Source organism: Streptomyces sp. NRRL F-5122 (assembly GCF_001507435.1).
Classification (GTDB): domain Bacteria; phylum Actinomycetota; class Actinomycetes; order Streptomycetales; family Streptomycetaceae; genus Streptomyces; species Streptomyces lannensis.
The window spans coordinates 191,697-216,270 of the sequence record NZ_LMWH01000037.1 but is presented as its reverse complement, the minus strand read 5'-3'; the positions used below and the strand labels follow the sequence as shown (position 1 = coordinate 216,270).

At 71.5% G+C, this 24,574-nt stretch carries 24 protein-coding genes; 11 read left to right on the top strand and 13 right to left on the bottom strand.

Annotation, left to right across the window (positions count from 1 at the left end; all coding sequences use genetic code 11):
* Positions 1-2 precede the first annotated feature (2 nt).
* Positions 3-1,223, top strand: coding sequence for a metallophosphoesterase (locus ADL25_RS07160; protein ID WP_059126790.1), 1,221 nt, complete (start codon positions 3-5; stop codon positions 1,221-1,223).
* 143 nt (positions 1,224-1,366) lie between these two features.
* On the opposite strand, the gene ADL25_RS07155 is transcribed toward ADL25_RS07160, so the two are convergent.
* Positions 1,367-1,573 carry a hypothetical protein gene (locus ADL25_RS07155; protein WP_059126789.1) on the bottom strand — a complete coding sequence of 69 codons (207 nt, stop codon included), beginning with the start codon at positions 1,571-1,573 and terminating at the stop codon, positions 1,367-1,369.
* Complete coding sequence (locus ADL25_RS07150) at positions 1,560-1,811, bottom strand: DUF6400 family protein (RefSeq protein WP_059126788.1); 252 nt, start codon at positions 1,809-1,811, stop codon at positions 1,560-1,562. Before ADL25_RS07150 ends, ADL25_RS07155 begins: the two co-directional genes overlap by 14 nt.
* A 304-nt stretch (positions 1,812-2,115) precedes the next feature.
* Between ADL25_RS07150 and ADL25_RS07145 the strand changes: the two genes are divergently transcribed.
* Positions 2,116-2,982, top strand: a complete 867-nt coding sequence (locus ADL25_RS07145; RefSeq protein WP_059126787.1) for an oxidoreductase — start codon at positions 2,116-2,118, stop codon at positions 2,980-2,982.
* Between the two features lie 38 nt (positions 2,983-3,020).
* Here ADL25_RS07145 and ADL25_RS07140 read toward each other — a convergent pair whose 3' ends face one another.
* Complete coding sequence (locus ADL25_RS07140; RefSeq protein WP_059126786.1) at positions 3,021-4,259, bottom strand: PP2C family protein-serine/threonine phosphatase; 1,239 nt, start codon at positions 4,257-4,259, stop codon at positions 3,021-3,023.
* A 74-nt stretch (positions 4,260-4,333) separates the two neighbouring features.
* The gene (locus ADL25_RS07135; protein WP_181923329.1) at positions 4,334-6,223 is read right to left on the bottom strand and encodes an ABC transporter ATP-binding protein; all 1,890 of its coding nucleotides are present in this window, start codon (positions 6,221-6,223) and stop codon (positions 4,334-4,336) included.
* A 204-nt stretch (positions 6,224-6,427) separates the two neighbouring features.
* Between ADL25_RS07135 and ADL25_RS07130 the strand changes: the two genes are divergently transcribed.
* From ADL25_RS07130 to ADL25_RS07115, 4 genes are all read left to right on the top strand, one after another.
* Positions 6,428-7,390: a lysylphosphatidylglycerol synthase transmembrane domain-containing protein gene (locus ADL25_RS07130; protein WP_059126784.1), complete on the top strand. Its 963-nt coding sequence runs from the start codon at positions 6,428-6,430 to the stop codon at positions 7,388-7,390.
* Between the two features lie 74 nt (positions 7,391-7,464).
* Positions 7,465-8,229, top strand: a complete 765-nt coding sequence (locus tag ADL25_RS07125; protein ID WP_059126783.1) for a crotonase/enoyl-CoA hydratase family protein — start codon at positions 7,465-7,467, stop codon at positions 8,227-8,229.
* A 325-nt stretch (positions 8,230-8,554) separates the two neighbouring features.
* Complete coding sequence (locus tag ADL25_RS07120) at positions 8,555-9,652, top strand: mechanosensitive ion channel family protein (protein ID WP_059126782.1); 1,098 nt, start codon at positions 8,555-8,557, stop codon at positions 9,650-9,652.
* A 253-nt stretch (positions 9,653-9,905) separates the two neighbouring features.
* On the top strand, positions 9,906-12,125 hold the full coding sequence (locus ADL25_RS07115) for an NADP-dependent isocitrate dehydrogenase (RefSeq protein WP_059126781.1): 2,220 nt from the start codon (positions 9,906-9,908) through the stop codon (positions 12,123-12,125).
* Positions 12,126-12,268: 143 nt separating this feature from the next.
* Here ADL25_RS07115 and ADL25_RS07110 read toward each other — a convergent pair whose 3' ends face one another.
* The gene (locus tag ADL25_RS07110) at positions 12,269-13,162 is read right to left on the bottom strand and encodes a glutathione S-transferase C-terminal domain-containing protein (protein ID WP_059126780.1); all 894 of its coding nucleotides are present in this window, start codon (positions 13,160-13,162) and stop codon (positions 12,269-12,271) included.
* Positions 13,163-13,570: 408 nt separating this feature from the next.
* On the opposite strand from ADL25_RS07110, the gene ADL25_RS07105 reads away from it, so the two are divergent.
* The gene (locus tag ADL25_RS07105) at positions 13,571-14,056 is read left to right on the top strand and encodes a MarR family winged helix-turn-helix transcriptional regulator (RefSeq protein WP_059126779.1); all 486 of its coding nucleotides are present in this window, start codon (positions 13,571-13,573) and stop codon (positions 14,054-14,056) included.
* A 153-nt stretch (positions 14,057-14,209) separates the two neighbouring features.
* Here ADL25_RS07105 and ADL25_RS07100 read toward each other — a convergent pair whose 3' ends face one another.
* Together ADL25_RS07100 and ADL25_RS07095 are read right to left on the bottom strand one after the other, a co-directional pair.
* Complete coding sequence (locus tag ADL25_RS07100) at positions 14,210-14,548, bottom strand: GNAT family N-acetyltransferase (protein WP_059126778.1); 339 nt, start codon at positions 14,546-14,548, stop codon at positions 14,210-14,212.
* Positions 14,549-14,570: 22 nt separating this feature from the next.
* Entirely contained in the window at positions 14,571-15,560 is a 990-nt protein-coding gene (locus ADL25_RS07095; RefSeq protein ID WP_059126777.1) for a pirin family protein, read from the bottom strand.
* A gap of 126 nt (positions 15,561-15,686) precedes the next feature.
* Here ADL25_RS07095 and ADL25_RS07090 point away from each other — a divergent pair, with 126 nt between their 5' ends.
* Both ADL25_RS07090 and ADL25_RS07085 read left to right on the top strand, forming a co-directional pair.
* Positions 15,687-16,175, top strand: a complete 489-nt coding sequence (locus ADL25_RS07090; RefSeq protein WP_059126776.1) for a carboxymuconolactone decarboxylase family protein — start codon at positions 15,687-15,689, stop codon at positions 16,173-16,175.
* A 273-nt stretch (positions 16,176-16,448) separates the two neighbouring features.
* Positions 16,449-17,639: an MFS transporter gene (locus ADL25_RS07085; protein ID WP_199839122.1), complete on the top strand. Its 1,191-nt coding sequence runs from the start codon at positions 16,449-16,451 to the stop codon at positions 17,637-17,639.
* Positions 17,640-17,693: 54 nt separating this feature from the next.
* Here ADL25_RS07085 and ADL25_RS07080 read toward each other — a convergent pair whose 3' ends face one another.
* Genes ADL25_RS07080 through ADL25_RS07070 form a run of 3 tightly spaced genes read right to left on the bottom strand, consistent with a single transcriptional unit; the run spans position 17,694 to position 19,309 of the window.
* Entirely contained in the window at positions 17,694-17,966 is a 273-nt protein-coding gene (locus ADL25_RS07080) for a DUF6510 family protein (RefSeq protein WP_059126775.1), read from the bottom strand.
* 30 nt (positions 17,967-17,996) lie between these two features.
* Entirely contained in the window at positions 17,997-18,707 is a 711-nt protein-coding gene (locus ADL25_RS07075) for an FAD-binding oxidoreductase (protein WP_059126774.1), read from the bottom strand.
* 2 nt (positions 18,708-18,709) lie between these two features.
* Positions 18,710-19,309 (bottom strand): molybdopterin-dependent oxidoreductase, encoded by a 600-nt coding sequence (locus ADL25_RS07070; RefSeq protein WP_059126773.1) that lies wholly within the window; start codon positions 19,307-19,309, stop codon positions 18,710-18,712.
* 203 nt (positions 19,310-19,512) lie between these two features.
* Between ADL25_RS07070 and ADL25_RS07065 the strand changes: the two genes are divergently transcribed.
* Together ADL25_RS07065 and ADL25_RS07060 are read left to right on the top strand one after the other, a co-directional pair.
* On the top strand, positions 19,513-19,929 hold the full coding sequence (locus tag ADL25_RS07065) for a hypothetical protein (protein WP_059126772.1): 417 nt from the start codon (positions 19,513-19,515) through the stop codon (positions 19,927-19,929).
* Between the two features lie 214 nt (positions 19,930-20,143).
* Positions 20,144-20,680, top strand: a complete 537-nt coding sequence (locus tag ADL25_RS07060) for an NUDIX hydrolase family protein (RefSeq protein ID WP_059126771.1) — start codon at positions 20,144-20,146, stop codon at positions 20,678-20,680.
* Here the strand turns inward: ADL25_RS07060 and ADL25_RS45770 are convergent.
* The 3 genes from ADL25_RS45770 to ADL25_RS07050 form a co-directional block, all read right to left on the bottom strand.
* On the bottom strand, positions 20,643-20,876 hold the full coding sequence (locus ADL25_RS45770) for a hypothetical protein (RefSeq protein ID WP_079050219.1): 234 nt from the start codon (positions 20,874-20,876) through the stop codon (positions 20,643-20,645). The genes ADL25_RS07060 and ADL25_RS45770 overlap by 38 nt on opposite strands.
* 110 nt (positions 20,877-20,986) lie before the next feature.
* Entirely contained in the window at positions 20,987-22,189 is a 1,203-nt protein-coding gene (locus tag ADL25_RS07055) for an SGNH/GDSL hydrolase family protein (RefSeq protein ID WP_059126770.1), read from the bottom strand.
* Complete coding sequence (locus ADL25_RS07050) at positions 22,186-24,555, bottom strand: glycosyl hydrolase family 95 catalytic domain-containing protein (RefSeq protein WP_059126769.1); 2,370 nt, start codon at positions 24,553-24,555, stop codon at positions 22,186-22,188. Before ADL25_RS07050 ends, ADL25_RS07055 begins: the two co-directional genes overlap by 4 nt.
* Positions 24,556-24,574 lie beyond the last annotated feature (19 nt).

Here is a 24,574-nt window from a genome sequence, read left to right as displayed (position 1 = left end):
GCGTGACCGACACCAGCGACACCCGGCCCGCCGACAGCGAGGCACAAGCTCCGCGCAGGAGCCGACTGCACCGCCTGATGCGCTACATCCCCCTGATCGCCCCCGTCCTGCTGTGGGCCGTGCCCTGCTGGGTGCTCCTGTACGGCGGCCAGCACTGGCCGCTGCCCGTCACGCTGGTCGGCACCGCCCTGTTCGCCCTCGGTCTCATCGGTATGCCGCTCGCGATGGTGCGCGGCCACGGCCGGCGCCAGCAGGACCGGGCGGCGATCATCGGTGACACCCTGCTGGGCACCAGCTGGATTCTGTTCACCTGGTCCGTTCTGCTCGGCATCCTCTTGCGGCTCGCCCTGACCGTGGCCGGCGCCGGCGAGAGCCAGGACCGGGCCCGAATCGTCACCTGGGCCGTCCTCGGCGTAGCCGTCGTACTGCTCGGCTGGGGGTATGCCGAGGCCCGCCGCGTGCCACGGGTGCGCCGTCTCGACGTGCAACTCCCGCGACTGGGTGCCGGGTTGGACGGCCTCCGGGTCGTCCTCGTCACCGACACCCACTACGGCCCACTCGATCGCGCTCGCTGGTCGGTACGGGTGTGCGAGACAGTGAACGATCTGGAAGCCGACCTGGTCTGCCACACCGGGGACATCGCGGACGGCACGGCCGAACGCCGCCGCGCCCAGGCCACCCCACTCGGTACCGTGCGGGCGACCCGGGCCCGTGTGTACGTCACCGGCAACCACGAGTACTACAGCGAGGCCCAGGGCTGGGTCGACCTGATGGACGAGCTGGGCTGGGAGCCGCTGCGCAACCGCCATCTGCTGCTCGAACGCGGGGGCGACACCCTCGTGGTCGCCGGCGTGGATGACGTCACCGCCGAGTCCTCCGGCCTGGCAGGTCACCGCGCCGACCTCGCCGAAGCCTTGAACGGCGCCGACCCCGACCTGCCCGTCCTGCTCCTGGCACACCAGCCCAAGTTCGTCGAACGGGCGGCGGCCGACGGCATCGACCTCCAGCTTTCCGGCCACACCCACGGCGGCCAGATCTGGCCCTTCCACCACCTGGTCCGCATCGACCAGCCCGCCCTCGCCGGCCTCAGCCACCACGGCACCCGCACCCTCCTCTACACCAGCCGCGGCACCGGCTTCTGGGGCCCGCCGTTCCGCGTCTTCGCCCCCAGCGAGATCACCCTGCTCGTCCTCCGCTCCCCACACCCGCCCACCTCGCCGTAGCACGGGGCAGGCCAACACATCCGCTCGGAGCTGTCCACGAGCCGCGACACGGCGTGGTCGCCGGTAGCCCGCCCAGGGGGCTGAGGTGTGCGTGCCGAAAAGGACCGTCGCCGCACCGAATACGCGGGAGCCGGTCGAAGCGGTCAGGCAGCCGTGTCCTCGAACCACACATGCGTGCAGTTCGGGCATTGCAGATGGACCACGGGCCCGGAGTTGGACAGCAGATAGCGCCAGTGGACGTGGCAGGTGCGGCCGGCCAGGCAGTTCTCGCAGTTCTCGTGGTCCCGGCAGTTCGGGCACGGGAGCCAGGCACGGCGTGCCCTGTCGGCGTGGGGATCAATCGGCAGCACGGCCCTGCCCGAGATCGGGGGGCAGCACTCCGGCGGCCACCAGGCGCTCGTAGATCCGCTGCTGATGCTCGTCGAGGCCGGAGTACAGCATCCGGTACGCCTCGTCCTCGGCCGCCATCGCCGCCACCGGGTCCCAGCCGGGCTCCATCGCCGCGAAGAACTCCGTACGCCGACGCGCCTCGTCCGCGGTGAGGTCCATCTCGAATATGTGATGGTCGGGGGTGCTCTCGTGGGCCATGAGCGGGCTTTCCTGAAGGAAATAGATGACTATTACACATTCCTAGCAGGGTTTGCCCGAATTTCGAACAGTCCGGCCACGAGATCCTGGTCACGCGGAGGCGAGCTCTCCTGGGCGCAGCCTGGGACCAGCCGCCCGTGCACGTCCGTGGCTGGTCCTGTCGGCCCCAGGAACACCGGGGAACTGCCGTCGCCCTCGACACGCTTCGAGGATGGACAACGCCGGGACGATCACCCGGCGACGGCATCCGGGTCTCCCAGGGGCACCGGCCCGCTGCGGGACATGAAACGAGAGGAACCCCCCGATGACCACCACCCTTGCCGGCGGCACGTTCGACCTCGCGGACGGCATGACCGTCTCGCGTATGGGCTACGGCGCCATGCAGCTCGCGGGCCCGAACGTGTTCGGACCGCCCCGGGACCGCAACCAGGCCGTCGCGGTCCTGCGCGCGGCCGTCGATGCGGGCATCACGCACATCGACACCGCCGACTTCTACGGCCCCGCCGTGGTCAACGAACTGATCAAGGAAGCGCTCTTCCCGTACCCCGCCGGCCTGCACATCGTCACCAAGGTCGGCGCCCGCCGGGCCGCCGACGGGAGCTGGGTCCCGTCACTGGACCCGGCGGACCTCAAGGCGCAGGTGCGGGAGAACCTCACACACCTGGGACTGGACACCCTGGACGTGGTCAACCTGCGCGTCGGCGGCCACGACGCCCCGGAGGAGGAATCCCTGGCGGAGCAGTTCGGTGCCCTCGCCGAGCTCCAGCAGCAGGGCCTCGTCCGTCACCTCGGACTCAGCGGCGTCTCCGCCACGCAGCTCACCGAGGCCCAGTCCATCGCGCCCGTCGTCACCGTGCAGAACCTCTACAACCTCGTCAACCGGCAGGCCGACGCCCTGGTGGACCGGTGCGCGGCCGAGGACATCGCCTTCGCCCCCTTCTTCCCGCTGGGCGGATTCAGCCCGCTGCAGTCCGACACCCTGCACAAGGTCGCGGCCCGCCTGGAGGCCTCCCCCCAGCAGGTCGCTCTCGCCTGGCTGCTGCAGCGCTCACCCGCCGTCGTCGTCATCCCCGGCACGTCCTCGCCCGCCCATCTCCGGGAGAACATCGCCGCGGCCGACCTGGTCCTGCCCGCCGACGCCGTCGCCGAGCTCGACACCATCGGCCGCTGACCCCGCCGGATCACCCGTCCGCCGGAGGCGGTGTGCCGTCACAGCCGGACGACAACCAGGGCGATGTCGTCGCGGGCGCCGCCCTCCACTCCCAGCTGCGCCAGCAGAACGTCGGCAAGGTGTTCCGGGCTGAGCGCGCAGTGCCGGCGGAGCGCCTCGGCGAGCCGGGCCAGGCCGGCTTCGATGTGCTCGCCGCGGCGTTCGATCAGCCCGTCGGTGTAGAGCACGAGAGTGTCACCAGGGGTGTAGGTCTGGCCGGCCTGCGGGCGGGGCAGATGCTGCGGCCGGGCCGCGAGCGGCGGGTCCGTCGCCTGGTCGAGCAGCTCGTGCGACCCGTCCGCGTGGACGAGGATCGGGGGCGGGTGACCGGCGCTGCTGTAGATGATCAGCTGGCTGCGGGTGTCGACCATGGCCTTGACGGCGGTGGTGTTCAGCGCACCCTCAACCGACCGCGCGTACAGGCCCAGCACCTCCAGCGCCTGGGCGGGCCGCTCCAGCGCGCGGATGGCCGCGCTCAGCGCGCTGCGGAGCATCCCCATGACGGCGGCGGCCTCCAGTCCGTGCCCCACGACATCGCCGACGGCCACCGCGAAGCGCGTGTCGGACAGGTCGATGAAGTCGTACCAGTCGCCGCACACGTTCAGGGAGCCGGTGGCGGGCAGATAGCGCACCGCGACGTTCTCGTGCCGGGCCAGGTCGGGCGACTGGAGCATGGCCTCCTGCAACGCCACGGCCACCCGCCGCTCCCGGGTGTGAGCGAGCCGCAGCTCCTCGTTGAGCCGCTGCAACTCGCGCGCCCTGGAGTACAGCTCGGCCTCCAGGGCCTCGCGGGCGCTGGGCCGCTCGGACTGCGGCCAGCCGCCCCGGAGGTGGGTCTGGATGTAGGAGGTCACGTCCTCGGCCCGGTGGATGATGCAGGTCACGCTGCCGTCCGGACCGAGGATCGGTGTGTTGATCGGGGACCACCAGCGCTCCTCGAACACGCCGGGACGGTCGATGATCGGGATGTCGTACTTCTGCAGCGCCATCGTGTCGGGGCGCCGGGAGATCAGGACCCGGTGCAGCGAGGCGCTCAGGTTCCGCACACCGTCGGCCTCGGGGTCGTCCGGGTTGTCGGGGAAGGCCTCGAAGACGTGCAGGCCGATGAGGTTGTCCCGGGTCCGTCTGGTCGCGTCCAGATAGGCCTGGTTGACCTCGACGATCGTCAGGTCGGGAGCCAGTACGAGGTAGGGGCTCGGCGTGGCGGCGAACAGTGCCGCGTAGTCCATCCCTGACATCGTCACCGTCTCCCTGGGCAGCGCCCCTCCCCACCATCACGCTAAGGTCCGGCCTGCTCGGACGCCCACTGCGACTAGGCCACCGCCTCGGCGCCGGTCCCCCGGTCCGCCGCCCTGTCGAACTGTGTCCGGTACAGCTCCGCGTACCGCCCGCCCGCGGCCAGCAGCTCCTTGTGCGTGCCCCGCTCCACGATGCGCCCCTCCTCGACGACGAGGATCAGGTCGGCGGACCGCACGGTGGACAGCCGGTGGGCGATGACCACGGCGGTGCGGCCCTCCAGCGCCTCCGTCAGTGCCTCCTGGACGGCGGCCTCCGAGGTGTTGTCGAGATGCGCGGTGGCCTCGTCCAGGATGACCACGCGCTGCCGAGCCAGCAGCAGACGGGCGATGGTCAGCCGCTGGCGCTCGCCGCCGGACAGGCGGTAGCCGCGCTCGCCGACGACCGTGTCGAGACCGTCGGGCAGGGACCGTACGAGATCCTCGAGCCGGGCCCGGCACAGCGCGTTCCACAGGTCGTCCTCGGTCGCGTCCGCGCGGGCCAGGAGCAGATTGGCCCGCACGGTGTCATGGAACAGGTGCCCGTCCTGGGTCACCATGCCGAGGGTCTCGCGCAGTGAGCGCGCGCTCAGGTCGCGGACATCGGCGCCGCCCACGCGCACGGCGCCCTCGTCGACGTCGTACAGCCTAGGCAGGAGCGCGGCGATGGTGGACTTGCCGGCGCCGGAGGATCCCACCAGCGCGACCGTCTGCCCGGGTTCGGCACGGAAGGACACCCCGTGCAGGATCTCCGTGCCGCCCCGCGTGTCCAGGGCCGCCACCTCCTCCAGCGAGGCGAGCGAGACCTTGTCGGCGCTGGGATAGGCGAACCGTACGTTGTCGAACTCCACCGCCACCGGCCCCCCGGGGATCTCGCGCGCATCGGGCCGCTCCTCGATCAGCGGCTTCAGGTCCAGCACCTCGAAGACACGCTCGAAGCTGACGAGCGCGCTCATGACCTCGACCCGCGCACCCGCGAGCGAGGTGAGCGGTGCGTAGAGCCGGGTGAGCAGGAGTGCGAGCGAGACGACGGATCCCGCCTCCAGGGTGCCGCGCAGGGCGTACCAGCCGCCGAGTCCGTAGACCAGGGCGAGCGCGAGGGCGGAGACCAGGGTGAGCGCGGTGATGAACGCGGACTGCGCCATGGCCGTGCGCACCCCGATGTCCCGCACCCGCCGGGCCCGCGCCGCGAACTCGGCGGACTCCTCCTCCGGCCGTCCGAAGAGCTTCACGAGCGTGGCACCGGGCGCGGAGAAGCGTTCGGTCATCCGGGTGCCCATCGCCGCGTTCAGGTCGGCGGCCTCGCGCTGCAGCCGTGCCATGCGGCTGCCCGTCCGTCTGGCGGGGACCACGAAGACCGGCAGCAGCAGCAGTGCGAGCAGGGTGATCTGCCAGGACAGCGTCAGCATCACGGCGAGTGTGAGCAGCAGCGTGACGAAGTTGCCGACGACTCCCGAGAGCGTGTTGCTGAAGGCGCGCTGCGCACCGATGACGTCGTTGTTGAGTCGACTGACGAGCGCACCCGTACGCGTACGTGTGAAGAACGCGACCGGCATGCGCTGCACATGATCGAACACAGCCGTGCGCAGATCGAGGATCAGCCCCTCCCCGAGCGAGGCCGACAGCCGGCGCGCGAGGAGTCCGAGCGCCGCCTCGGCGAGCGCGATGACGGCGATGAGCAGCGACAGCCGTACGACCCTCCCCCCGTCGCCGTGCGACACGATCGCGTCGACGACACGTCCGGCGAGAACGGGCGTCGCGACGGCGAGCAGCGCGGTCACCACGCTGACCACGACGAACTGCGCGATGCGGCGGCGGTGCGGACGGGCGAACGCGCCGATGCGGCGCAGCGTGGCGCGGTCGAACGGGCGGCGCTCCCGTTGCGCGGTCATGACACTGTGCAGTTGCTGCCAGGCGGTGGTCTCCATGCTCATGTGACCGACGTTAGAACCTCGAGCGATATTGAGGTCAATGCACGACGTGCGCGGGCCATGGACCCCGGCGGAAGTGCCGCCGCGCCGGGGCGGACGGCGGCTGCACACCTCGGCGCATCCGTGCCTTGCCCAGCACGTCAACCGCTGTCTCCGCGCCCGCAACCTCACGTTGGTGCGGCGCGGAAAACCTCTGCCGATGTGAGTGCCGTACGTCTCCCCCAGGGATTCCCCAGACGTGTTCCGGTCCGCCAGATCCTGTGCCTGCTCCCGCTCGTGCTCGTACTGGTGGTCGCGGTGCAGCACCGGGCCGTGCTCGCGGCGGGATTCGGCCAGCTGGCCTCGGCCGAGTGGCCATGGCTGGTGGCCGCCGCCGGTGCGACCTGTCTGACCTGGGTCGCGGCCGCCTTCACCCGTCAGGGCGCCGTGGTCCAGCGGCTGCCCGTGCGCCGGCTGCTCGCCACCCAGTTCGCGGCGGGCGCGGCCAACCACCTCCTGCCGACCGGGCTCGGCGCGAGCGCCGTCAATCTGCGCTTCATGGCGGTGTGCGGGGTGCCGCTGGCCAGTTCCTCCGCCGCGGTCGCGCTGTATCTGCTCGCCGAGTCGATCGCCCGGACCGGTCTGCTGCTGGCGCTGCTGATCGCCTTCCCGAACGCCCTCCGCCTCAACAGCCTCGTGCCCGCCCCGGCGGTGGGTCCGGTGCTGCTCGCCGTGGCCGGGGTGGTGTGCGTGGCGGCTGTGGTGGTCCTCGCCGTCCGGAAGCTGCGTACCGCCGTGTTCACCTTCCTGCGCTCGGCGCTCGGCGAGGCACGGACGGTGCACACTCGTCCCGCCCGCGCGCTCGCCCTGTGGGGTGGATCGCTGGCCTTCCCCGCGCTGCAGGCCGCGGGGCTCGCCGCGGTCGGTCGGGCGCTGGAGCTCCCGGTGCCTCCCGCGCACATGGCCGTGGCCTACCTGGCCGCGACCATCGCGGTCGCCGCCGTACCCACCCCCGGCGGCATCGGCTCGGTGGAAGCGGCGCTGATCGTCGCCCTGGTGGCGGCGGGCGCCCCGGTGGCCCTGGCGACCGCGGTCGTCCTCGCGTACCGCATCATCACGGTGTGGGTGCCCCTGCTGCCCGGCGCGCTGACCCTGGGCGCGTTGGTTCGGCTGAAGGTGATCTGAGACCGGACAACGACCGTACTCCCGGGTAACCTCGGCGGGGCCAGCCCTCCCGTCCGTGTGAAAGGGGCAGCCCGATGCCGGTCCGGATCGAACGTCAGGGGTACGTCACCACCGTCGTGCTCTCCCGCCCCGAGGCCCGGAACGCGGTGGACGGCCCCACCGCCGCCGCACTCGCCGCCGCCTTCCGGGAGTTCGAGGCGGATGCCTCCGCACGGGTCGCGGTGCTGTGGGGCGAGGGCGGCACGTTCTGCGCGGGCGCCGATCTCAAGGCGGTCGGGACCCGGCGCGGCAACCGGGTGGCCCAGGACGGCGACGGCCCGATGGGGCCGACCCGGCTCAGGCTGTCCAAGCCGGTGATCGCTGCGGTCGCGGGGCATGCAGTGGCGGGCGGTCTGGAGCTGGCGCTCTGGTGCGATCTGCGGGTCGCCGAACAGGACGCGGTGTTCGGGGTCTTCTGCCGCCGCTGGGGCGTACCGCTCGTCGACGGCGGGACGGTGCGGCTGCCGCGGCTGATCGGTACCAGCCGGGCGATGGACATGATTCTCACCGGCCGTCCCGTGACGGCCCAGGAGGCAGCGGAGACGGGGCTCGCCAACCGCGTCGTCCCGACGGGTCGCTCGCGCGCCGAAGCCGAGGAACTGGCCGCCTCCATCGCCCGGTTCCCGCAGGCCTGCCTGCGCGGCGACCGCGCCTCCGTGCTCGACCAGGAGGGCCTGGAGGAGGCCGCGGCCATGCGCGGTGAACTGCGGTACGGCATGGACGTGCTGGCGGAGGGTCTGGAGGGCGCGGCCCGCTTCTCCTCGGGGGCCGGGCGGCACGGGTCGTTCTCTGACCTGTGACCGCGGCCCGCGGAGCGACGAACTCCCCGTCCACGCCGGAGAACCGATGACCGCGGCCGGTACCCGGCCGGCGGGGCGGATGTGGCTGAGCGCACGTCAGTGGCCGTTTCGGATCGGCCCGGTGACGGCCGCACACCCGAATACGGCAGGATGAACCTTCGCTCCGGACGGCGTACACCCGATCCGGGCGTGATCGTGCATCCCCTCCGCACTCCGTCGTGCCTCCGTGGGCGCCCGGCCGTGCGGTCCGTATTCGAGCAGGTGGCAAGGTGACGACTCCTCACATCCGGCCCTCGGGCGACCTCCTGGCCCCGGGAGGTGGGCGGTGAACCGCGCGCTCACCCTCGACGACCTCGTACTCGCCGGAATCGCCCTCGTCGCGGGTCTGGTCGCCGCGTTCCTGCTGCGCATCGTGATGCGCTGGCTGGGCGGGCACGCGCGGCGCACCAGGTGGAGCGGCGACGACGTGATCGTGGACGCCCTGCGCGCGCTGGTGCCCTGGGCGGCGATCGCCGGCGGCGCGGCCTCGGCGGCGGCGCTGCTGCCGCTCACACCGACGGTGCAGCATCACGTCGACCAGACGCTGAGCGTGCTCCTCATCTTCGTGGCGACGGGGACGGCCGCCCGGGTGATCGCCGGCCTGGTGCGGACGGTCACCCAGTCCCGCTCCGGGGTCGCCGCGTCGGCCACGATCTTCGTCAACATCACCCGGGTCGTGGTCCTCGCCATGGGGTTCCTGGTGATGCTGCAGACGCTGGGCATCTCGATCGCACCCCTGCTCACCGCCCTGGGTGTGGGAGGTCTGGCCGTCGCGCTCGCCCTTCAGGACACTCTCGCGAACCTCTTCGCGGGCATCCACATCCTCGCCTCCAAGACCGTCCAGCCGGGCGACTACATCCGGCTGAGCAGCGGGGAGGAGGGCTATGTCGTCGACATCAACTGGCGCCAGACCACCGTGCGCCAGCTCTCCAACAACCTGGTCGTCATCCCCAACGGGCAGCTGGCGAAGACGAACATGATCAACTACACCCGCCCCGAGCAGCAGCTGACCGTCCTGGTGCAGGTGGGCGTCGGCTACGACAGCGACCTGGAGCACGTGGAGAAGGTCACCACCGAGGTCGTGGCCGAGGTGATGGCGGAGATCACCGGTGCGGTCCCCGACCATGAACCGGCCGTCCGCTTCCACACGTTCGGCGACTCGCGGATCGGCTTCACGGTCATCCTGGGCGTCGGCGAGTTCAGCGATCAGTACCGGATCAAGCACGAGTTCATCAAGCGTCTGCACCAGCGGTACCGGACCGAGGGCATCCGCATCCCGGCACCCACCCGGACGGTGGCGCTCCAGCAGGGTTCGGCCGTCATACCGCACCCTCGCAGTGGCGACGACATGGTGGCCCACCAAGGCGGCATCGACCCCCTGTGACGGCGTCCGGGGCGCCCGGCCCGGGTGCCGGGCCGGGCCGTGCGGGAGACCACCGGGGCGGGTGGCGGCTCGTCCGGGGGCCGGTTCGCCGGCCCCGCGGGCGGGTCGGGGGCCGTGCGGCGCAGACCGGCCCGAAGCCCGCCGGTCCAGCGCCGCGGACGGGGAGCCTCCGGCGCGGACCCCTGTCGAGCCCGGCGCGCTCACGAGATATCTTGATGTCGAGCAATGTTGCAGACGTGGAGCGGAGCACCCGGTGACTGACTCGACCATCATCTACACACACACTGACGAGGCCCCGGCCCTGGCGACATATTCCTTCCTGCCGGTGGTCCAGGCGTACGCCTCGCAGGCGGGTGTCACTGTGGAGACGCGTGACATCTCCCTGGCCGGGCGCCTCCTCGCGGTCTTCCCCGAGTACCTGACCGAGGACCAGCGGATCGGCGACCACCTGGCGGAACTCGGTGAGCTGGCCAAGACCCCCGCAGCCAACATCATCAAGCTGCCGAACATCTCGGCCTCCGTCCCGCAGCTGAAGGCCGCGGTCGCCGAGCTGCAGGGCCAGGGCTACGCGCTGCCGGAATACCCGGACGAGCCGAAGAGTGACGAGGAGCGGGAGATCCGCGCCCGTTACGACAAGATCAAGGGCTCCGCCGTGAACCCGGTCCTGCGCGAGGGCAACTCCGACCGCCGTGCCCCCGCCTCGGTGAAGAACTACGCCAAGACCCACCCGCACCGCATGGGCGCCTGGACCTCCGAGTCCAGGACGAACGTCGCGACCATGGGCGTGGACGACTTCCGCTCGACCGAGAAGTCCGCGGTGATCTCCGAGGCGGGTTCGCTGCGCATCGAGCTGAAGGGCGACGACGGCTCCACCACCGTGCTGCGCGAGTCCGTGCCGGTCCTCGCGGGCGAGGTCGTGGACGCCTCCGTGATGCGTGTCGCCGCGCTGCGCGAGTTCCTGACCGCGCAGGTCGCCCGCGCCAAGCGGGAGGGCGTCCTGTTCTCCGTGCACCTCAAGGCCACGATGATGAAGGTCTCCGACCCGATCGTCTTCGGTCACGTGGTGCGCGCCTTCTTCCCGAAGACGTTCGCGAAGTACGGCGAGACGTTCGCCGCGGCGGGGCTGACCCCGAACGACGGTCTCGGCGGCATCTTCAAGGGCCTTGAGGCCCTGCCCAACGGCGACGAGATCAAGGCCTCCTTCGACGCCGAGCTCGCCGAGGGCCCGCAGCTGGCGATGGTCGACTCCGACAAGGGCATCACCAACCTGCACGTCCCCTCCGACGTCATCGTCGACGCCTCCATGCCGGCCATGATCCGCACCTCCGGCCACATGTGGGGCCCGGACGGCCAGGAGCACGACACCCTCGCGGTGCTGCCGGACTCCAGCTACTCGGGTGTCTACCAGGCCGTGCTCGACGACTGCCGCGCCAACGGCGCCTACGACCCGGCGACCATGGGCTCCGTCCCGAACGTCGGCCTCATGGCGCAGAAGGCCGAGGAGTACGGCAGCCACGACAAGACCTTCGAGATCCCGACCACCGGCACGGTCCGCCTGGTCGACCAGGCCGGGAACGTCGTCCTGGAGCAGACCGTCTCCGCGGGTGACATCTACCGCGCCTGCCAGACCAAGGACGCCCCGATCAAGGACTGGGTGAAGCTCGCCGTCACCCGGGCCCGTGCCACCGGCGACCCGGCCGTGTTCTGGCTGGACGCGACCCGCGCCCACGACGCCAACCTGATCGCCAAGGTCGAGCAGTACCTGTCGGAGCACGACACCGAGGGCCTGGACATCCGCATCCTGGCCCCCGTCGAGGCCACCAAGCTGTCCGTGGAACGCATCCGCCGCGGTGAGAACACCATCTCCGTCACCGGCAACGTGCTGCGTGACTACCTCACCGACCTGTTCCCGATCCTGGAGCTGGGCACCAGCGCCAAGATGCTGTCCGTCGTCCCGCTGATGGCGGGCGGCGGCCTCTTCGAGACGGGCGCCGGCGGCTCCGCCCCGAAGCACGTCCAGCAGCTGGTCAAGGAGAACTACCTGCGCTGGGACTCGCTCGGTGAGTTCTTCGCGCTCGTGCCGTCCTTCGAGCAGTACGCGAAGGCCACCGGCAACCAGCGTGCGCAGGTCCTGGCGGACACCCTCGACCGCGCCACGGCGACGTTCCTCAACGAGGACAAGTCGCCGACCCGTCGCATCGGCGGCATCGACAACCGCGGCAGCCACTTCTTCCTGTCCCTGTACTGGGCGCAGGAGCTGGCCAAGCAGACCGACGACGCGGAGCTGGCCAAGGCGTTCGCCCCGCTCGCCGAGACGCTCGCCGCGAGCGAGCAGAAGATCGTCGAGGAGCTGGCCGCCGTCCAGGGCAAGCCGGCCGACATCGGCGGCTACTACCAGCCCGACCCGGCCAAGGCCGCCGCGGTCATGCGCCCGTCGGCGACCTGGAACGAGGCGCTGACGACCCTCGCGTAGGCAGCGGCCTTCAGCGTGACAGCCGCCCCGGCCGGATCGGATCCGGCCGGGGCGGTCGCATGTCACCGCTCGGCGTGACGGGGACGGAGGCGGCCGAGGCCGTCACCGGTGGACAGAAGGACGACCCGGGACCACCCGCCCTGTCACCGGCGGGTGTCCGCGACCGCTCGCGCCGCTTCGGGCAAGTGCCCGCACCAGTCCACGATCTGCACCGCCGCCCCCGCGGCCTCGAGTCCCCGGCAGTGCGCGTGGTGCCTGCGGGCGATGCCGTCGAGGTCGAGAAGGCCGCCGAAGGCGGGGTGGGCGGCCAGCGCGCGAGCGTAGGCCCACAGACGCGGATGGTCGGCGATGCGGTGTACCGCGGCAGCATCGAGGTGCCAGCGGTGCACGGTGTCCAGTTGCACCAGACTCACCCACAACTCGACGTCGGCCGCGGTGAGTTGCCCACCGAGCAGATAGTCCGCGTCGGTCAGCCGGCCCTCCAGCGCACTGAGTGTGCGCAGCAGCGAGCCGAGCGCCGCGGCCCGTTCCTCCGCGTCGGCGTCGACCCGTCCGGCGCGCTGTGCGGCCGCGTCGACACCCAGCTCGCACAGCCGCCGGACGCCCTCGATCTCGGCTTCGGCGCCCGGCGGATACAGCGCCGTCGCGCCCGTGCCGAAGTGCAGGGCCAGATCGCGCATGATGTCCGGGGCGTGTGTGCTGACGATCCGGCCCGACCAGTCGTCGCTGAGCACCGGTGCGACGGCGGCCCCGGGGTAGTGGTGGGCGCTCGCCTCGTAGAGCGGCCGCAGCGCTGAGTGCTCGCCGCCCGGCCCGTCGGGGACCGCGGGCAACAACGTCACGGGGCAGTCGGCCTCCAGGCCGAGCAGGCTGTGCACGACGGCTGTCCGCAGACAGGGCGGACAGGACAGGCACAAATGGAGGTGGTAGCGGCGCGGTACGGCGTAGTGGCCGCTGCGCGCGTCGCGGCCGATACGGCCCCGGAAGACCGGGACGGGCCGGGGCGTCGGGAGGGCGGTCAGGTCATGAGCGGACATGTGTCTCCCCGGGTGCTGGTGCGCGAAGGTGCAGAGGGCGGCGGCCACGGGGCGGACGGGACGCCCGGGCGGCGCGGGGGTGAGCGGCGGGGCCCGGCACGGGCCGGTTCAGCGCAGGGGGCCGGCCGCGCTGCAGACACGCAGCAGATCGATGTGACGGCGGGAGGTCAGAAGGAGGGACTGCCGGCGCGTGCGGCTCACACTGCCGATGGCCGGCTCCAGGCACCCCATGCTTCCCTACCGATCCACTAGGAAATTCACTCCGAGTGTCGATCCGGCTCCGGCCTGCGTCAAGAGGGGCGTCCGCACTGTGAGAAGCAAGGGGGCGAAGGAGCCCGGGGTGTGGTTCGTCCCGGAGACGAACTCCACCTCTCATCCAATTCTGGACAACCGGTAAACTCAGGGACCATGGCCCATTCACCCGTGCCCGCCGACCAGCCCGCATGCGACGGGACGGACGAGAGCGGGCTGCTGCCGGCCGAACTGCGGGCCTGGATGCAGTTGCTGGCCGCGGCCGGGGCCATCGAGCAGCGACTGCGCTCCCAGGTCAAGGACACCCTCGGCGTCTCGCACGACGAGTTCCTCGTGCTGTGCCTGCTGGCCGACCAGCCGGGCGCGGCCCTGCGCATGTCGCGGATCGCCGAGATGCTGGGCCGGCCCAAGACACGCCTCACCTATCAGATCGCCTGTCTGCACCACGCCGATCTGGTCACTCGGCGCTCGGTGTGCGGCGACAAGCGCGGCATCGAGGTGGCCCTCACCGAGAAGGGGCGCCGGCTGCTGCGCGAGGTGTCGCCGACGCTGGCCGAGACGGTCACCGAGGCCGTCCGGCACATGATCGACCACCGGCAGTGCGAAACCCTGCGCGGGCTGCTGCCGGGGCCGGCGGACTAGGGGTACGGCCACCCCGGTCGCCCGGCGACCCTGCGGGTGAGGGGCACGTCCGGGCGGAACCGAGTGCGTCGCCCGGGGCCGCCGCTCCCCCTCCGCACGGCGGTCCGCGGGTCGGCCGCCGGGCCCCCGGCCCCGGCTCCGCCCTTTGCGCGGTCAGCCCAGCTGCGTGTCCAGCCACTCCAGGACATCGGGGGTGACCGGGTCGGCGATGTCGGCGAACTCCTCGTGCCGGCCGAGGAACTTGGCGACGTAGGGGCAGACGGGCACGGCACGCTTGCCGGAGGCCCGCACATCGGTCAGCGCCTCCTGGACGAGCCGCGACGCCAGGCCCTGTCCGGCGAAGGCGTCGTCGACCTCGGTGTGGTAGAAGACGCGCTGGTCGCCGTGGTCGCGGTAGGCGGTCAGACCGGCGCGCTCGCCGTCGACCAGGATTTCGTAACGGTGCTTGGCGTCGACACGCTCGACGGTCGGTTCGGCGGACGGCTGGCTCATGTCAGTGCCTTTCAGCTGCGGTTCAGCGTCGCGGTGGGTTCCTGCGGGGCATGATGACGGCGTTGGGCAGGGCGGGAGCGGGAAGGCGGTCGCCCGGGTATCCCTCCACCGCGCCGAAGCGGTCGGAGGAGTTCTCCCAGTCCTCACGGGCACGGACGATGTCTTCATGGCTGCGGCCGATGAAATTCCACCACATGACGATCTCCTCATCGAACGGGGTTCCGCCGAGGAGTACCGTCCGCGCCCTTTCCTGCGACTCGTTCACGAGCGTCAACGAGTCGCTGCCGGTGGGCGCGTAGCCCAGCTCCGCCGCGTCGAGCAGAGTGCCGGCCATGCCGACCCGGCCGTGGTCGACGAGGAGACCGTGCTCGAAGGCGGGATCGACGCCGAGCCTGAGCGTGGCTCCCGGCTCGAGGACGATCTCGGCGCCCAGCAGGGGCGTGAACGTCCGCACCGGCGAGTCGTGTCCGGCGAGGGAGCCGAGGAAGACCCGGACTTCGGCCCCGTCGAGCCGCACCGGCTCGGGTACGTAGTGCTGGAAGTCCCGCTCGGTGAGGCGGTGTTCCGCGGGGAGCGCCACCCACAGCTGCACCCCGCGCAGCACCGTGGTCCCCGGCGTCGAGACCTCCGAGTGGCTGATGCCGTGACCGCCCGTCATGAGGTTCAGCTCGCCGGGGCGTACGAGGGCGTGGCTGCCCAGGCTGTCGCGATGCTCGATCTCGCCGCTGAAGAGCCAGCTCACGGTCTGCAGACCGGTGTGCGGATGCGGCGCGACGTCCATGCCGCCCGTCTCGGCGACATCATCGGGACCGTAGTGATCGGCGAAGCACCAGGCGCCGATCAGGGTGCGGGCGCGCTGCGGCAGCGTACGCCGCACGGTCATGGCCCGCGGGCCGCCCAGTGGCACGTCGCGCGGGGTGAGCACCTCGATCTCCGGCACCTTCGACTCCCGCCGGTCGTCCACTGACGCTCCGCAGCGCAGTTCGACGGACTCCGCCTCGACGTTACTCATGGGACACCGCCCTCCACCCCTATGATGGTTCTACTTTCAACAAGTATATCGTGATCATAGGACGACAACCCGACCGGAGCACCCCACACCAGCGGACCGGAGCGGCGACCCCGAAGGAGTCCCAGGTTGAGCACGGACACGACCCAGCCCCCCGGCCGGCGGATCTTCATCGACAAGCAGAGCCCCAAGGCCTACCACGCGCTGCTCCAGACGTCCGAGACGGTCCGGGCGACCGCGGCCGACGCAGGGCTCGACCGCACCCTCGTGGAACTGATCAACCTTCGGGTGTCGCAGCTCAACCACTGCGCCTACTGCCTCGACATCCACACCAGGGCGGCCCTGCGCGCGGGCGAGACCACCCAGCGGCTGGGCGTGCTGGCCGCCTGGCGCGACACCGAGGTGTTCACCCCGCAGGAACGCGCGGCGCTCGCCCTCGCGGAGGCGGTCACCGATCCGTCCGACGCCGCCGCTCAGGAGTCCGCCTACGCCGCGGCCCGCGAGGTGCTCACCGACGACCAGGTCTCCGCCGTGATCTGGGTGGCGATCACCATCAACGCGTTCAACCGGGTCTCGATCCTGAGCAGGCACCCGGTACGGGCAGCCGGCGTGCAGTGACCCGTCGCCCCGCCCGGGGCCCGGAGTCCCGGGCCTGTGCTCCATCAATGTGAGAGATGGGCCCCATCAAGAATCATCAGCGCGGGTGAGGAAGTACAACAAGGCGCCGGACGCTTATCTCCCCGTGGGTGCAGCGACGAAGCCGCACGGCCACCACAGGCAGTCCCTGCCCCGCCGGATTTCCGGCCTCTCGAGAAAAGTGTCTTCGTGCCTCAGTCATCCGCTCTGCGAGCCGCACGCCGGAACAGGACCGACGCAGAACCCGCCCATGGCATACCCGGCTGGCTGATCGCGCTGTTCGCCGTCGCCTGCGGCATGACGGTCGCCAACCTGTACTACGCGCAGCCCCTGCTCTCCTCGCTGCGCGATGTCTTCCATGTCAGCTCGGCCACCGCGGGCCTGCTGATCACGCTCACCCAGGTCGGGTACGTCGTCGGCATGCTCTTCCTGGTCCCGCTGGGCGACCGGCTCGAGAAGCGCACCCTCATCACCACCCTGCTCGCCGTCACGACGCTCGCCCTGGTGGCGGCCGGCCTCGCGACCGGGTTCCCCATGCTGCTGGCCGCCTCGCTGATCAGCGGTGCCACCTCGGTCGTCGCCCAGATCCTGGTCCCCTTCGCCGCGGGCCTCGCCCCGGACCATGCGCGCGGCCGGATCGTGGGCCGGGTGATGAGCGGCCTGCTCACCGGCATCCTGCTGTCCCGGACGGTCAGCAGCCTGGTCTCCGACATCGCCGGCTGGCGTGTCGTCTACCTCGGCTCGGCCGTCCTGATGGCCCTGCTGGCCCTGACCCTGCGAGCCGCACTGCCCCGGCACGCCCCGACGACGGCCGTGCCCTACGCCCAGGTGTTGCGCTCCACGTTCGCGCTGATGCGCACCCATCCCGCACTGGTGCGCCGCGGCCTGTACCAGGCGGCGATGTTCGCCGCCTTCAGCGCCTTCTGGACCACCGTCTCCTACCTCCTCACCGGCCCGCACTTCCACTACTCGCAGGTCGGCGTGGGCCTCTTCGCCCTCGTCGGGGCGGCCGGTGCGGCCGTGGCCCCGCTCGCCGGACGCTGGGCGGACCGGGGGCTCACCCGCACCATGACCGGCATCGCGTTCGGCGCCGCCGCACTGGCCTTCGCCGTCGCGGGCCTGGCCGGGCACAGCATCGTGCTGATCGCCCTGGCCGCCGTCGTGCTGGACATGGCCGTGCAGACCACGATGATCCTCGGCCAGCACACCATCTACCGGCTCGACCCCCACGCCCGGGCACGGCTCAACGCGGCGTTCATCGCCACCTTCTTCGTCGGCGGCGCACTCGGATCCCAGATCGGCTCGATCGCCTACCGCGACGGCGGCTGGGGCGCGGTCGGCGTCCTCGGCACCGCCCTTCCGGCCCTCGCGCTCCTGTACTGGACCACCGAGTACCGCTCCGGCGGCTCGGGAAAGGGTGCTGCCGGCGCCACGGCCGGCGGCTGAGCGAACCGCCTCCCATGCCGCCGGTCCGTCCCGCGGCCGGCCCGCGGGAGCCCCTCAGGCCGTGCTGAACCGGAACGCGCCGGAGCCGCCGCCCACCGTCAGCCAGATGTGCTCCCCCTCCCTGACCAGCCGCAGAGCGATGTACGAACACCCCGGGCAGCGGACGGTCAGACCGGGCTCGGGCCCGTAGACATGCAGCCCGGCCAGTGGCCCCGACCGGGTGCACTCCGGGCAACGCCACCAGGCCGTGGTGGGCTCCACGGCCAGGATCTCGGACAGCGGGCCGGCAAGGCAGTTGCCGTCGAGGCGGACGGTGCCGTCTGCCATGGGAACCTCCCGAGGTGCGAAAGCGCCCGGTCACCCGAAGCGCTCGGTGCGGATGGTGGCGGGATCTCGTCCCATGTCGGTCAGCAGATCGCCGACGGCCTCGACGAAGCCGGTGGGACCGCAGACGTAGACAGGACTGGCCGGCTGCAGACGGGACGCGGGTCCGTCGAGGTCGGACCGTCCGACCCGGCCCGGTGCGCGCGTGCCGGCCGGCGGGCCCTGCCGCGTGTAGAGGATGCGGACGTCGTGGCGGGGGTCCCCGTCGGCCAGGTGGTCGCGGTACCAGACGTCGTCGGGGGTGCGCACCGAGTACAGCAACTGGAAGGTGCTGCGCGACTGCGTGCGGTGATGGGCGCGGATCATGGCCGCCAGGGGGACTACACCCGAGCCCCCGGCGACAAGCAGCACCGGCGCCGGCTGCTCGGTGCGCCACACGAACCAGTTGCCGAGCGGCCCGCGCACCTCTACGTCCGCACCGAGTGGCAGATCGTCGGCGAGATAGGGCGAGACCTCCCCGCCGGGCACGGTCTGCACTCCCAGCTCGATGCTCTCGCCGTCGGCGGGTGCGGCCAGCGAGTAGCTGCGCACCGCCCGGTAGCCGTCGTCTGCGGTGAGCCGCACATCGACGTGCTGGCCGGGCAGATGGCCGGGCCAGCCGGGCGCGGCGAAGACCAGGGAACGGGCGCTGGGAGTCTGGGAACGGCGCTCGACCAGCCGGACCCTGCGCCAGGGCACGGCCATCCTCAGTCGCCCCAGGTGCGCTGCTCGCGCCACGGGTCACCATAGTCGTGGTAGCCGATCGACTCCCAGAACCCGGGCTCGTCCTCGATGACGAGCCGAAGCCCGCGCACCCACTTGGCCGACTTCCACAGGTACAGATGCGGGACCAGCAGCCGGGCGGGCCCGCCGTGCTCGGGCGACAACGGATACCCCTCGTAGGTGTGGACGATCCACGCCCTGCCGTCCAGCAGGTCCTCCAGCGGCATGTTGCTGGTGTAGCCGCCGTAGCTGCTGACCACGGCGAAGCCGGCCTCCGTCGCCACGTCCTCGAGGAAGGCGTCGAGGGGAACCCCGCGCCACCGGGTGTCGAACTTGGACCAGCGCGTCACGCAGTGGATGTCCTGCACGATCCCCTGCTGCGGCAGGGCCGTCATCTGCTCCCACGTCCAGGTGCGCGTGTCACCTCGTTCCGTGGTCACGGTGAAGGTCCAGTCCTCGGTGGACACCCGCGGAGTGGGCCCCGCGGACAGCACGGGGAAGGACTCGGTCGGGTACTGCCCGGGTGGCAACCGCTCGGCCAGGGAACGGCGGCGCCCGCGGAAACCGGGTGACAGGGAGTTCACAGCATCGTCTCCTCAGCCGTTGTGCGGGCCGGCCTCGCGACCGACCATCCAGGACCCGGTGCCGGGCGGGGGTGCCCCCGACCACCGGAGTCACGGTCCGGGTGTACGTCCCCCCTGCGTGCTGCCGTGCGCGACGGCCGTGGGTCCGGACGAAAGCCGTCCCGGGGGGGATCAGCCCCGGGCCCAGTGGGTACCCCACCAGTGTGGAGCTCGTCCCGCGCACCGCCCAGTTGAAAGGCCTCACCTGCATTCTCGACGAGGCGGTGGCGCTCCAGATCATGACGGACCGCGCCGTGGCCGCCTGCGGTGAGCCCGGTCCCGTGCCCGGCCAGACCGCCCGGGACTGCCACCGGCAGAGCGTCGCCCTGCACCGGCTGCTCGGACGCCTGCGCAGTCTGCCCCTCACGGACCCCGACCTCGTCGCGGCCCAGCACCGGGCGGGCCGGCTGCTCGTCTGCCAGCAGTGGATGGTGCGCCAGGCCCTGAACCTCGCGTTCACCATGCACCCGGACCCCCGCACCGAGGCTGCCCGGCTCGGCCTGAACGGTCTGGGCCGGCCGGCGGACGACCTGCGCCGGCTGCGCGACAGGCTGCGCGACCAGGCGCCGGCGGGGAACTGACCGGTGCGACGGCCGGCCCTCGCAAGCCGCAGCAGGGCCCGGACAGCGCGACCACGGCGGGCTGTCGGCGCCGTCCGACGCCCGGTTGATGCCGGCCGACCGGATCCCCCCCTCGGCTTGTGGCTGTGGGCCGGGAGGAGCACGGTCCGTGTGACTTGCGTCTGACCTGGAGTGACACGCGGACAAGGCGAGTTGTGGACCGTACGATCGGGCAATGCCTGACACGACCGAAACCACGCCCGGCTGGCTGAGTGCCGACGACCTCGAGTCGGCACGTGCCCGCATGCCGATCCTGTACGTGGAAGCCGTGCCCGTGCGCGTCGACGACAGCGGTGAAGTCACCAGCATCGGACTCCTGCTGCGGATCGGGCCCGACGGGACCGTCAGCCGCACGCTCGTCGCCGGACGGGTCCTGCACCACGAGCGGGTCCGTGACGCACTCCTGCGCCACCTGGAGAAGGACCTCGGGCCGGTGGCGCTGCCCCGCGTCCCGCCCTCGTTGCAGCCCTTCACCGTCGCCGAGTACTTCCCGACCCAGGGGATCACCCCGTTCCACGACCCCCGTCAGCACGCGGTGGCCCTCGCCTACATCGTCCCGGTGACCGGCGACTGCCGCCCGCGCCAGGACGCGCTCGACCTCGTGTGGTTCAGCCCGCAGGAGGCGGCTTCGGCCGTGGTCCAGAACGACATGCCGGGCGGCCAGGGGGTCCTGCTCAAGCAGGCCCTCGCGCACGTCGGCTGCCTGTCCTGAACGTCGTGTCCGGCCCGGTGCCTCGATCTCCGCGGCGCCGGGCCGACGACGACAACGCGCTGAACACGCTCTCCGGCCGCTCCGTGATGTCGCCCTTGCGGCCGCGCACCCACCGCTCGCCCGCTTCCCGGAGCAGCCCCTCGGGGGTGGTCCGCAGCGAGCGCTCGGTGGGCGGTCCGACGGGGAACGCCGTCATGAGCCGAGCTCCTTCACGGTCGCGGCTGTCCGCCGGGCCTCGAGCGCAGGCACCCGGGCGGCCCAAGTGCCTGCGCTGCACGGCGTCCGGCCGATCCCGCCGCTCCGGCGTCAGGAGCGGCAGTCGAGACTCGTGAGGTCGACCGCGTCGGCCATCGCCTGCATGCCCTTGTCATTGGGGTGCAGATGGTCGCCGCCGTCGAAGAACGGCATGACCCGTTCGGGGTCGTAGGGGCTGCGCAGGATCCGGTCGAAGTCGGTGACCCCGTCGAACTCGCCGCTGTCCCTGATGAACGTGTTGACCTCCTGTCGTACGGCCTCCGCCGCCGGGTCCCACTCCGACCAGCCCTTGAAGGGCGCGACGGTGGCTCCGACGACGCACTTCCCGGCCGCGTGGGCACGGTCGATGATCTGCCGGTAGCCGTCGATCATGTCCTCGGCCGTGACACCGGTGTGGGCCTTGATGTCGTTGACCCCCTCGAAGAGGAAGACCGTGCGCACACCGGGGTGGGAGAGGACGTCCCGGTCCAGCCGGTTCAGAGCGCTCTGTCCCGCCCCGTCCGCGAGGACCTTGTTGCCCGAGATCCCCTCGTCCGCCACGCCCTTGACCGCGGTGTCCGCCTTCTGGAGCCGGCGGGCGAGGTAGTCGGGCCAGCGCCGGTTGGCGTCGGACGAGGACGCCCAGCCGTCCGTGATGGAGTCACCGAGCGCGACCACCGCTCCCGTGGCCGCGCCGGTCCGCACGGTGACGGAGTCGAGGTAGAACCAGGACCCCGTCGTGCCCGTCCAGCCGGCCGCGTTCTCCTCGGCGGTGTGGTCGCCCTGGGCGATGTACGACGTCTGCATCGCCATCCCGTGCCCGGTCGCCGGACCCGCCGCTTCCGCCACGTGCAGGCTGATGACCAGGTCGGTTCCGGCGGCCAGCCTGCCGGGGAGCGGGTCGCTGTACACGGTGGCGCCGGCGGGCGCGGTCACGGACCGCGCACCGCCGAACGTCAGTCGCCGGTTGCTGCCGGGCGCCAGCTCGGCGCCCTGGCGGCGCAGACCGGCGTAGACGCTGTCGAACGTCACCGGCCGGTCGCCGAAGGCATTGGACAACCGGATGCGCAGATCGTCCCCGGCCGCGCTGGTGTGCACGACCAGCCGGTAGCTCCGGTCGGCGACGGCGTCACCGAGGCGATCGGCGCTCGCTCCCCAGGTGATCACGTCGTGCCGGCCACCGGACGCCTGCGCCGCCGCGGGCGCCGCCTGCAGACACGCGGTGATCAGCACCACCGCGCACAGACGGCGCGCGTGTGCGTACCGGGGCCTCACCGGGCGAAGTCCCTCAGCGTGACCGACCCTCCGGGCTTCAGGCTCACCGTGCGGGACGAACCCGCGAACTCCACCGTCGTGGTCCGTCCGCCGACACTGCGGACACGGGCCTCGGTGGGCTTTCCGTCCCGCCAGCTCAGGTCGACGACGAACCCGCCGCGCACACCGACTCCGGTGATCGAGCCGGACTCGGCCCAGGCGTCGGGGAGCGCGGGGAGCAGTTCCAGATGCCCCGGACGCGAGTAGAGCAGCATCTCGATCATCGCCGCCGGAGTGCCGAAGTTGGCGTCGATCTGGAAGATGCCGCGGCCCTGTTCCACCTCGTAGATGTCGAAGAGGTTGAAGGCCGTGCCGTTGCTGCCGTCCGTGGACGGGTGGAGGTTCGTCGCGACCAGTTGGTACGCCTTCTCCGCGTTCTTCAGGCGTGACCAGCACAGGCTGCGCCAGGCGTTCGCCCAGCCGAAGCTGTTCATGCCGCGGGCGGTGAGCAGCGCGGTGGCGCCGTCGACGATGTCGGACGGAGTCGAGCCGTCGGGCCGGATCCGGTCCCCGGGGAAGAGCCCGATCAGCGGCGACAGATGCCTATGTGTGGTCTCACCGAGGTTGTCGGGTGACATCCACTCCTCCAGCCAGCCCGTCTTCGGGCTCACCTGGGGAAGATACAGCCGCTCCTGGAGCCCGGCGATCGTCTTCGCGTACCCGGTGTCCTTGCCCAGCTCCGCCGACGCCGTGCGGAAGTTGGCGAACAGCGCCCACACCAGCTCCTGCGCGTAGGTGATGCCCTTCGCGTCGAGCGGGCCCTGTTCGGGCGACCAGTCGCTGTCGGCGATGAGCACCTCGCGCCCGCTGTCCGCAAGCGTGTACGGCAGGAGCCGGGCCTCCCAGAACGCGCAGGCGCCCTTGAGGAGCGGATAGATCTTCTCGAGGTGGGAGCGGGAGAGCGTGTACTCGTAGTGCTCCCACAGGGTGTTGCAGAGCCACGCGTTGCCCGCCGGATGCCACCACCAGCCGCCTCCCCCGTGGGGGTTGGTCGAGATGGCGACGGTCCAGCCGGCGATCTTCCCGGAGGAGTTGCGGTAGCGGTTGCGGGAGTCGTTGAACAGGGTGCGGGTCAGCTCGGTCCACGAGGGCAGCTGGGCGACACAGTAGTCGGTGAGTGCGTCGAAGCACTGCGACAGTCCGGCCCGATCCGCCATCCAGTAGTTCATCTGGATGTTGATGTCGGTGTGGTAGTCGCCCATCCAGTCGGGGTCGTTGCCGTCCAGCCACAGCCCCTGGAGCCCCATCGGCAGGCTCCCGCGCGACCCGGAGATCATCAGGTAGCGACCGAACTGAAGGTAGGCGGCCTCGAGTTCGGGGTCCGGAGCGCTGTCCAAGGCGCGGGCCCTGACCCGCTCCCAGGTGTCCAGCGAGCGCTGCGTCTCGGACGAGGTGCCGAGCGATACGTCCAGCTTCCCGAACAGCGAGCGGTAGTCGGCGACATGGCTGCGCAGCAGCGTGTCCGCCGAGTGGGATGCCGCGGCCCGCACCTTGGTGCGGGCCAGTTGCTCGGGGTCGAGGGAGGGGTCGCGGTAGTGGTGGGAGGCGTCGGGGGCGTAGTTGGTGCCGCCGCTCACCACCACGGTGAGGTCCTTGCAGTCGGTGAACGATATGCGCGAGCCGCTGACGCTCACCCGGCCGCCGCTGCCGTACGCCGCGACCGCCGCTCCGTAGCGCAGACCGCCGGGGAAGGCTCCCCCGAACGAGGAGGCGCCTGCGGTGGTTTCCCCGTGGGTGCCCTCCAGGGTGACGGTGCCGGTGTAGCGCCCGCCTCCGCTCTGGGTGAAGTGCACCACGATGGCGTCGTCCGGGCGGCTGGCGAAGACCTGTCGCTCGTATGTCACGCCCGAGCGGACGTACGACGAGGTCACCACGCCCCGGGCGAGGTCCAGTGCGCGCCGGTAGCGGGAGACGGCGGACAGGTCGTGGTCGGGGATGTCGACCGCGAGCCGGGCGAGAAGGGTCAGCGAACCGAAGTGCTCACGGTCGTAGGGGAACTGACCGTCTCCGTCGAGGGAGTCGTTGAGGCCGCCGGTCCACATGGTGGCGTCGGTGATCAGCAGGAGTTCACGGCCGGGGTCGTTGCTCGCGAGAGCTCCGATCCTGCCGTTGCCGACGGGCAGACCCTGCTCGATCATCGAGTGGTCGTCGGCGGGGGCCTGCCACCAGAGCTCCTGGCGCGAACCTCCGTCGATCGTGGGCGCGGAGTCGGGGCGGCGGGGCGCCGCGGTGGCGGTGAAGGCGGGAAGGGACGCGAGCGCCCCGGTGGCGGCGGCGAGAGCGAGCAGGCTGCGTCTGGACGGCCGGTCGAACGGATCAAATGACATGTCGGGCTCCGTGGGGGCT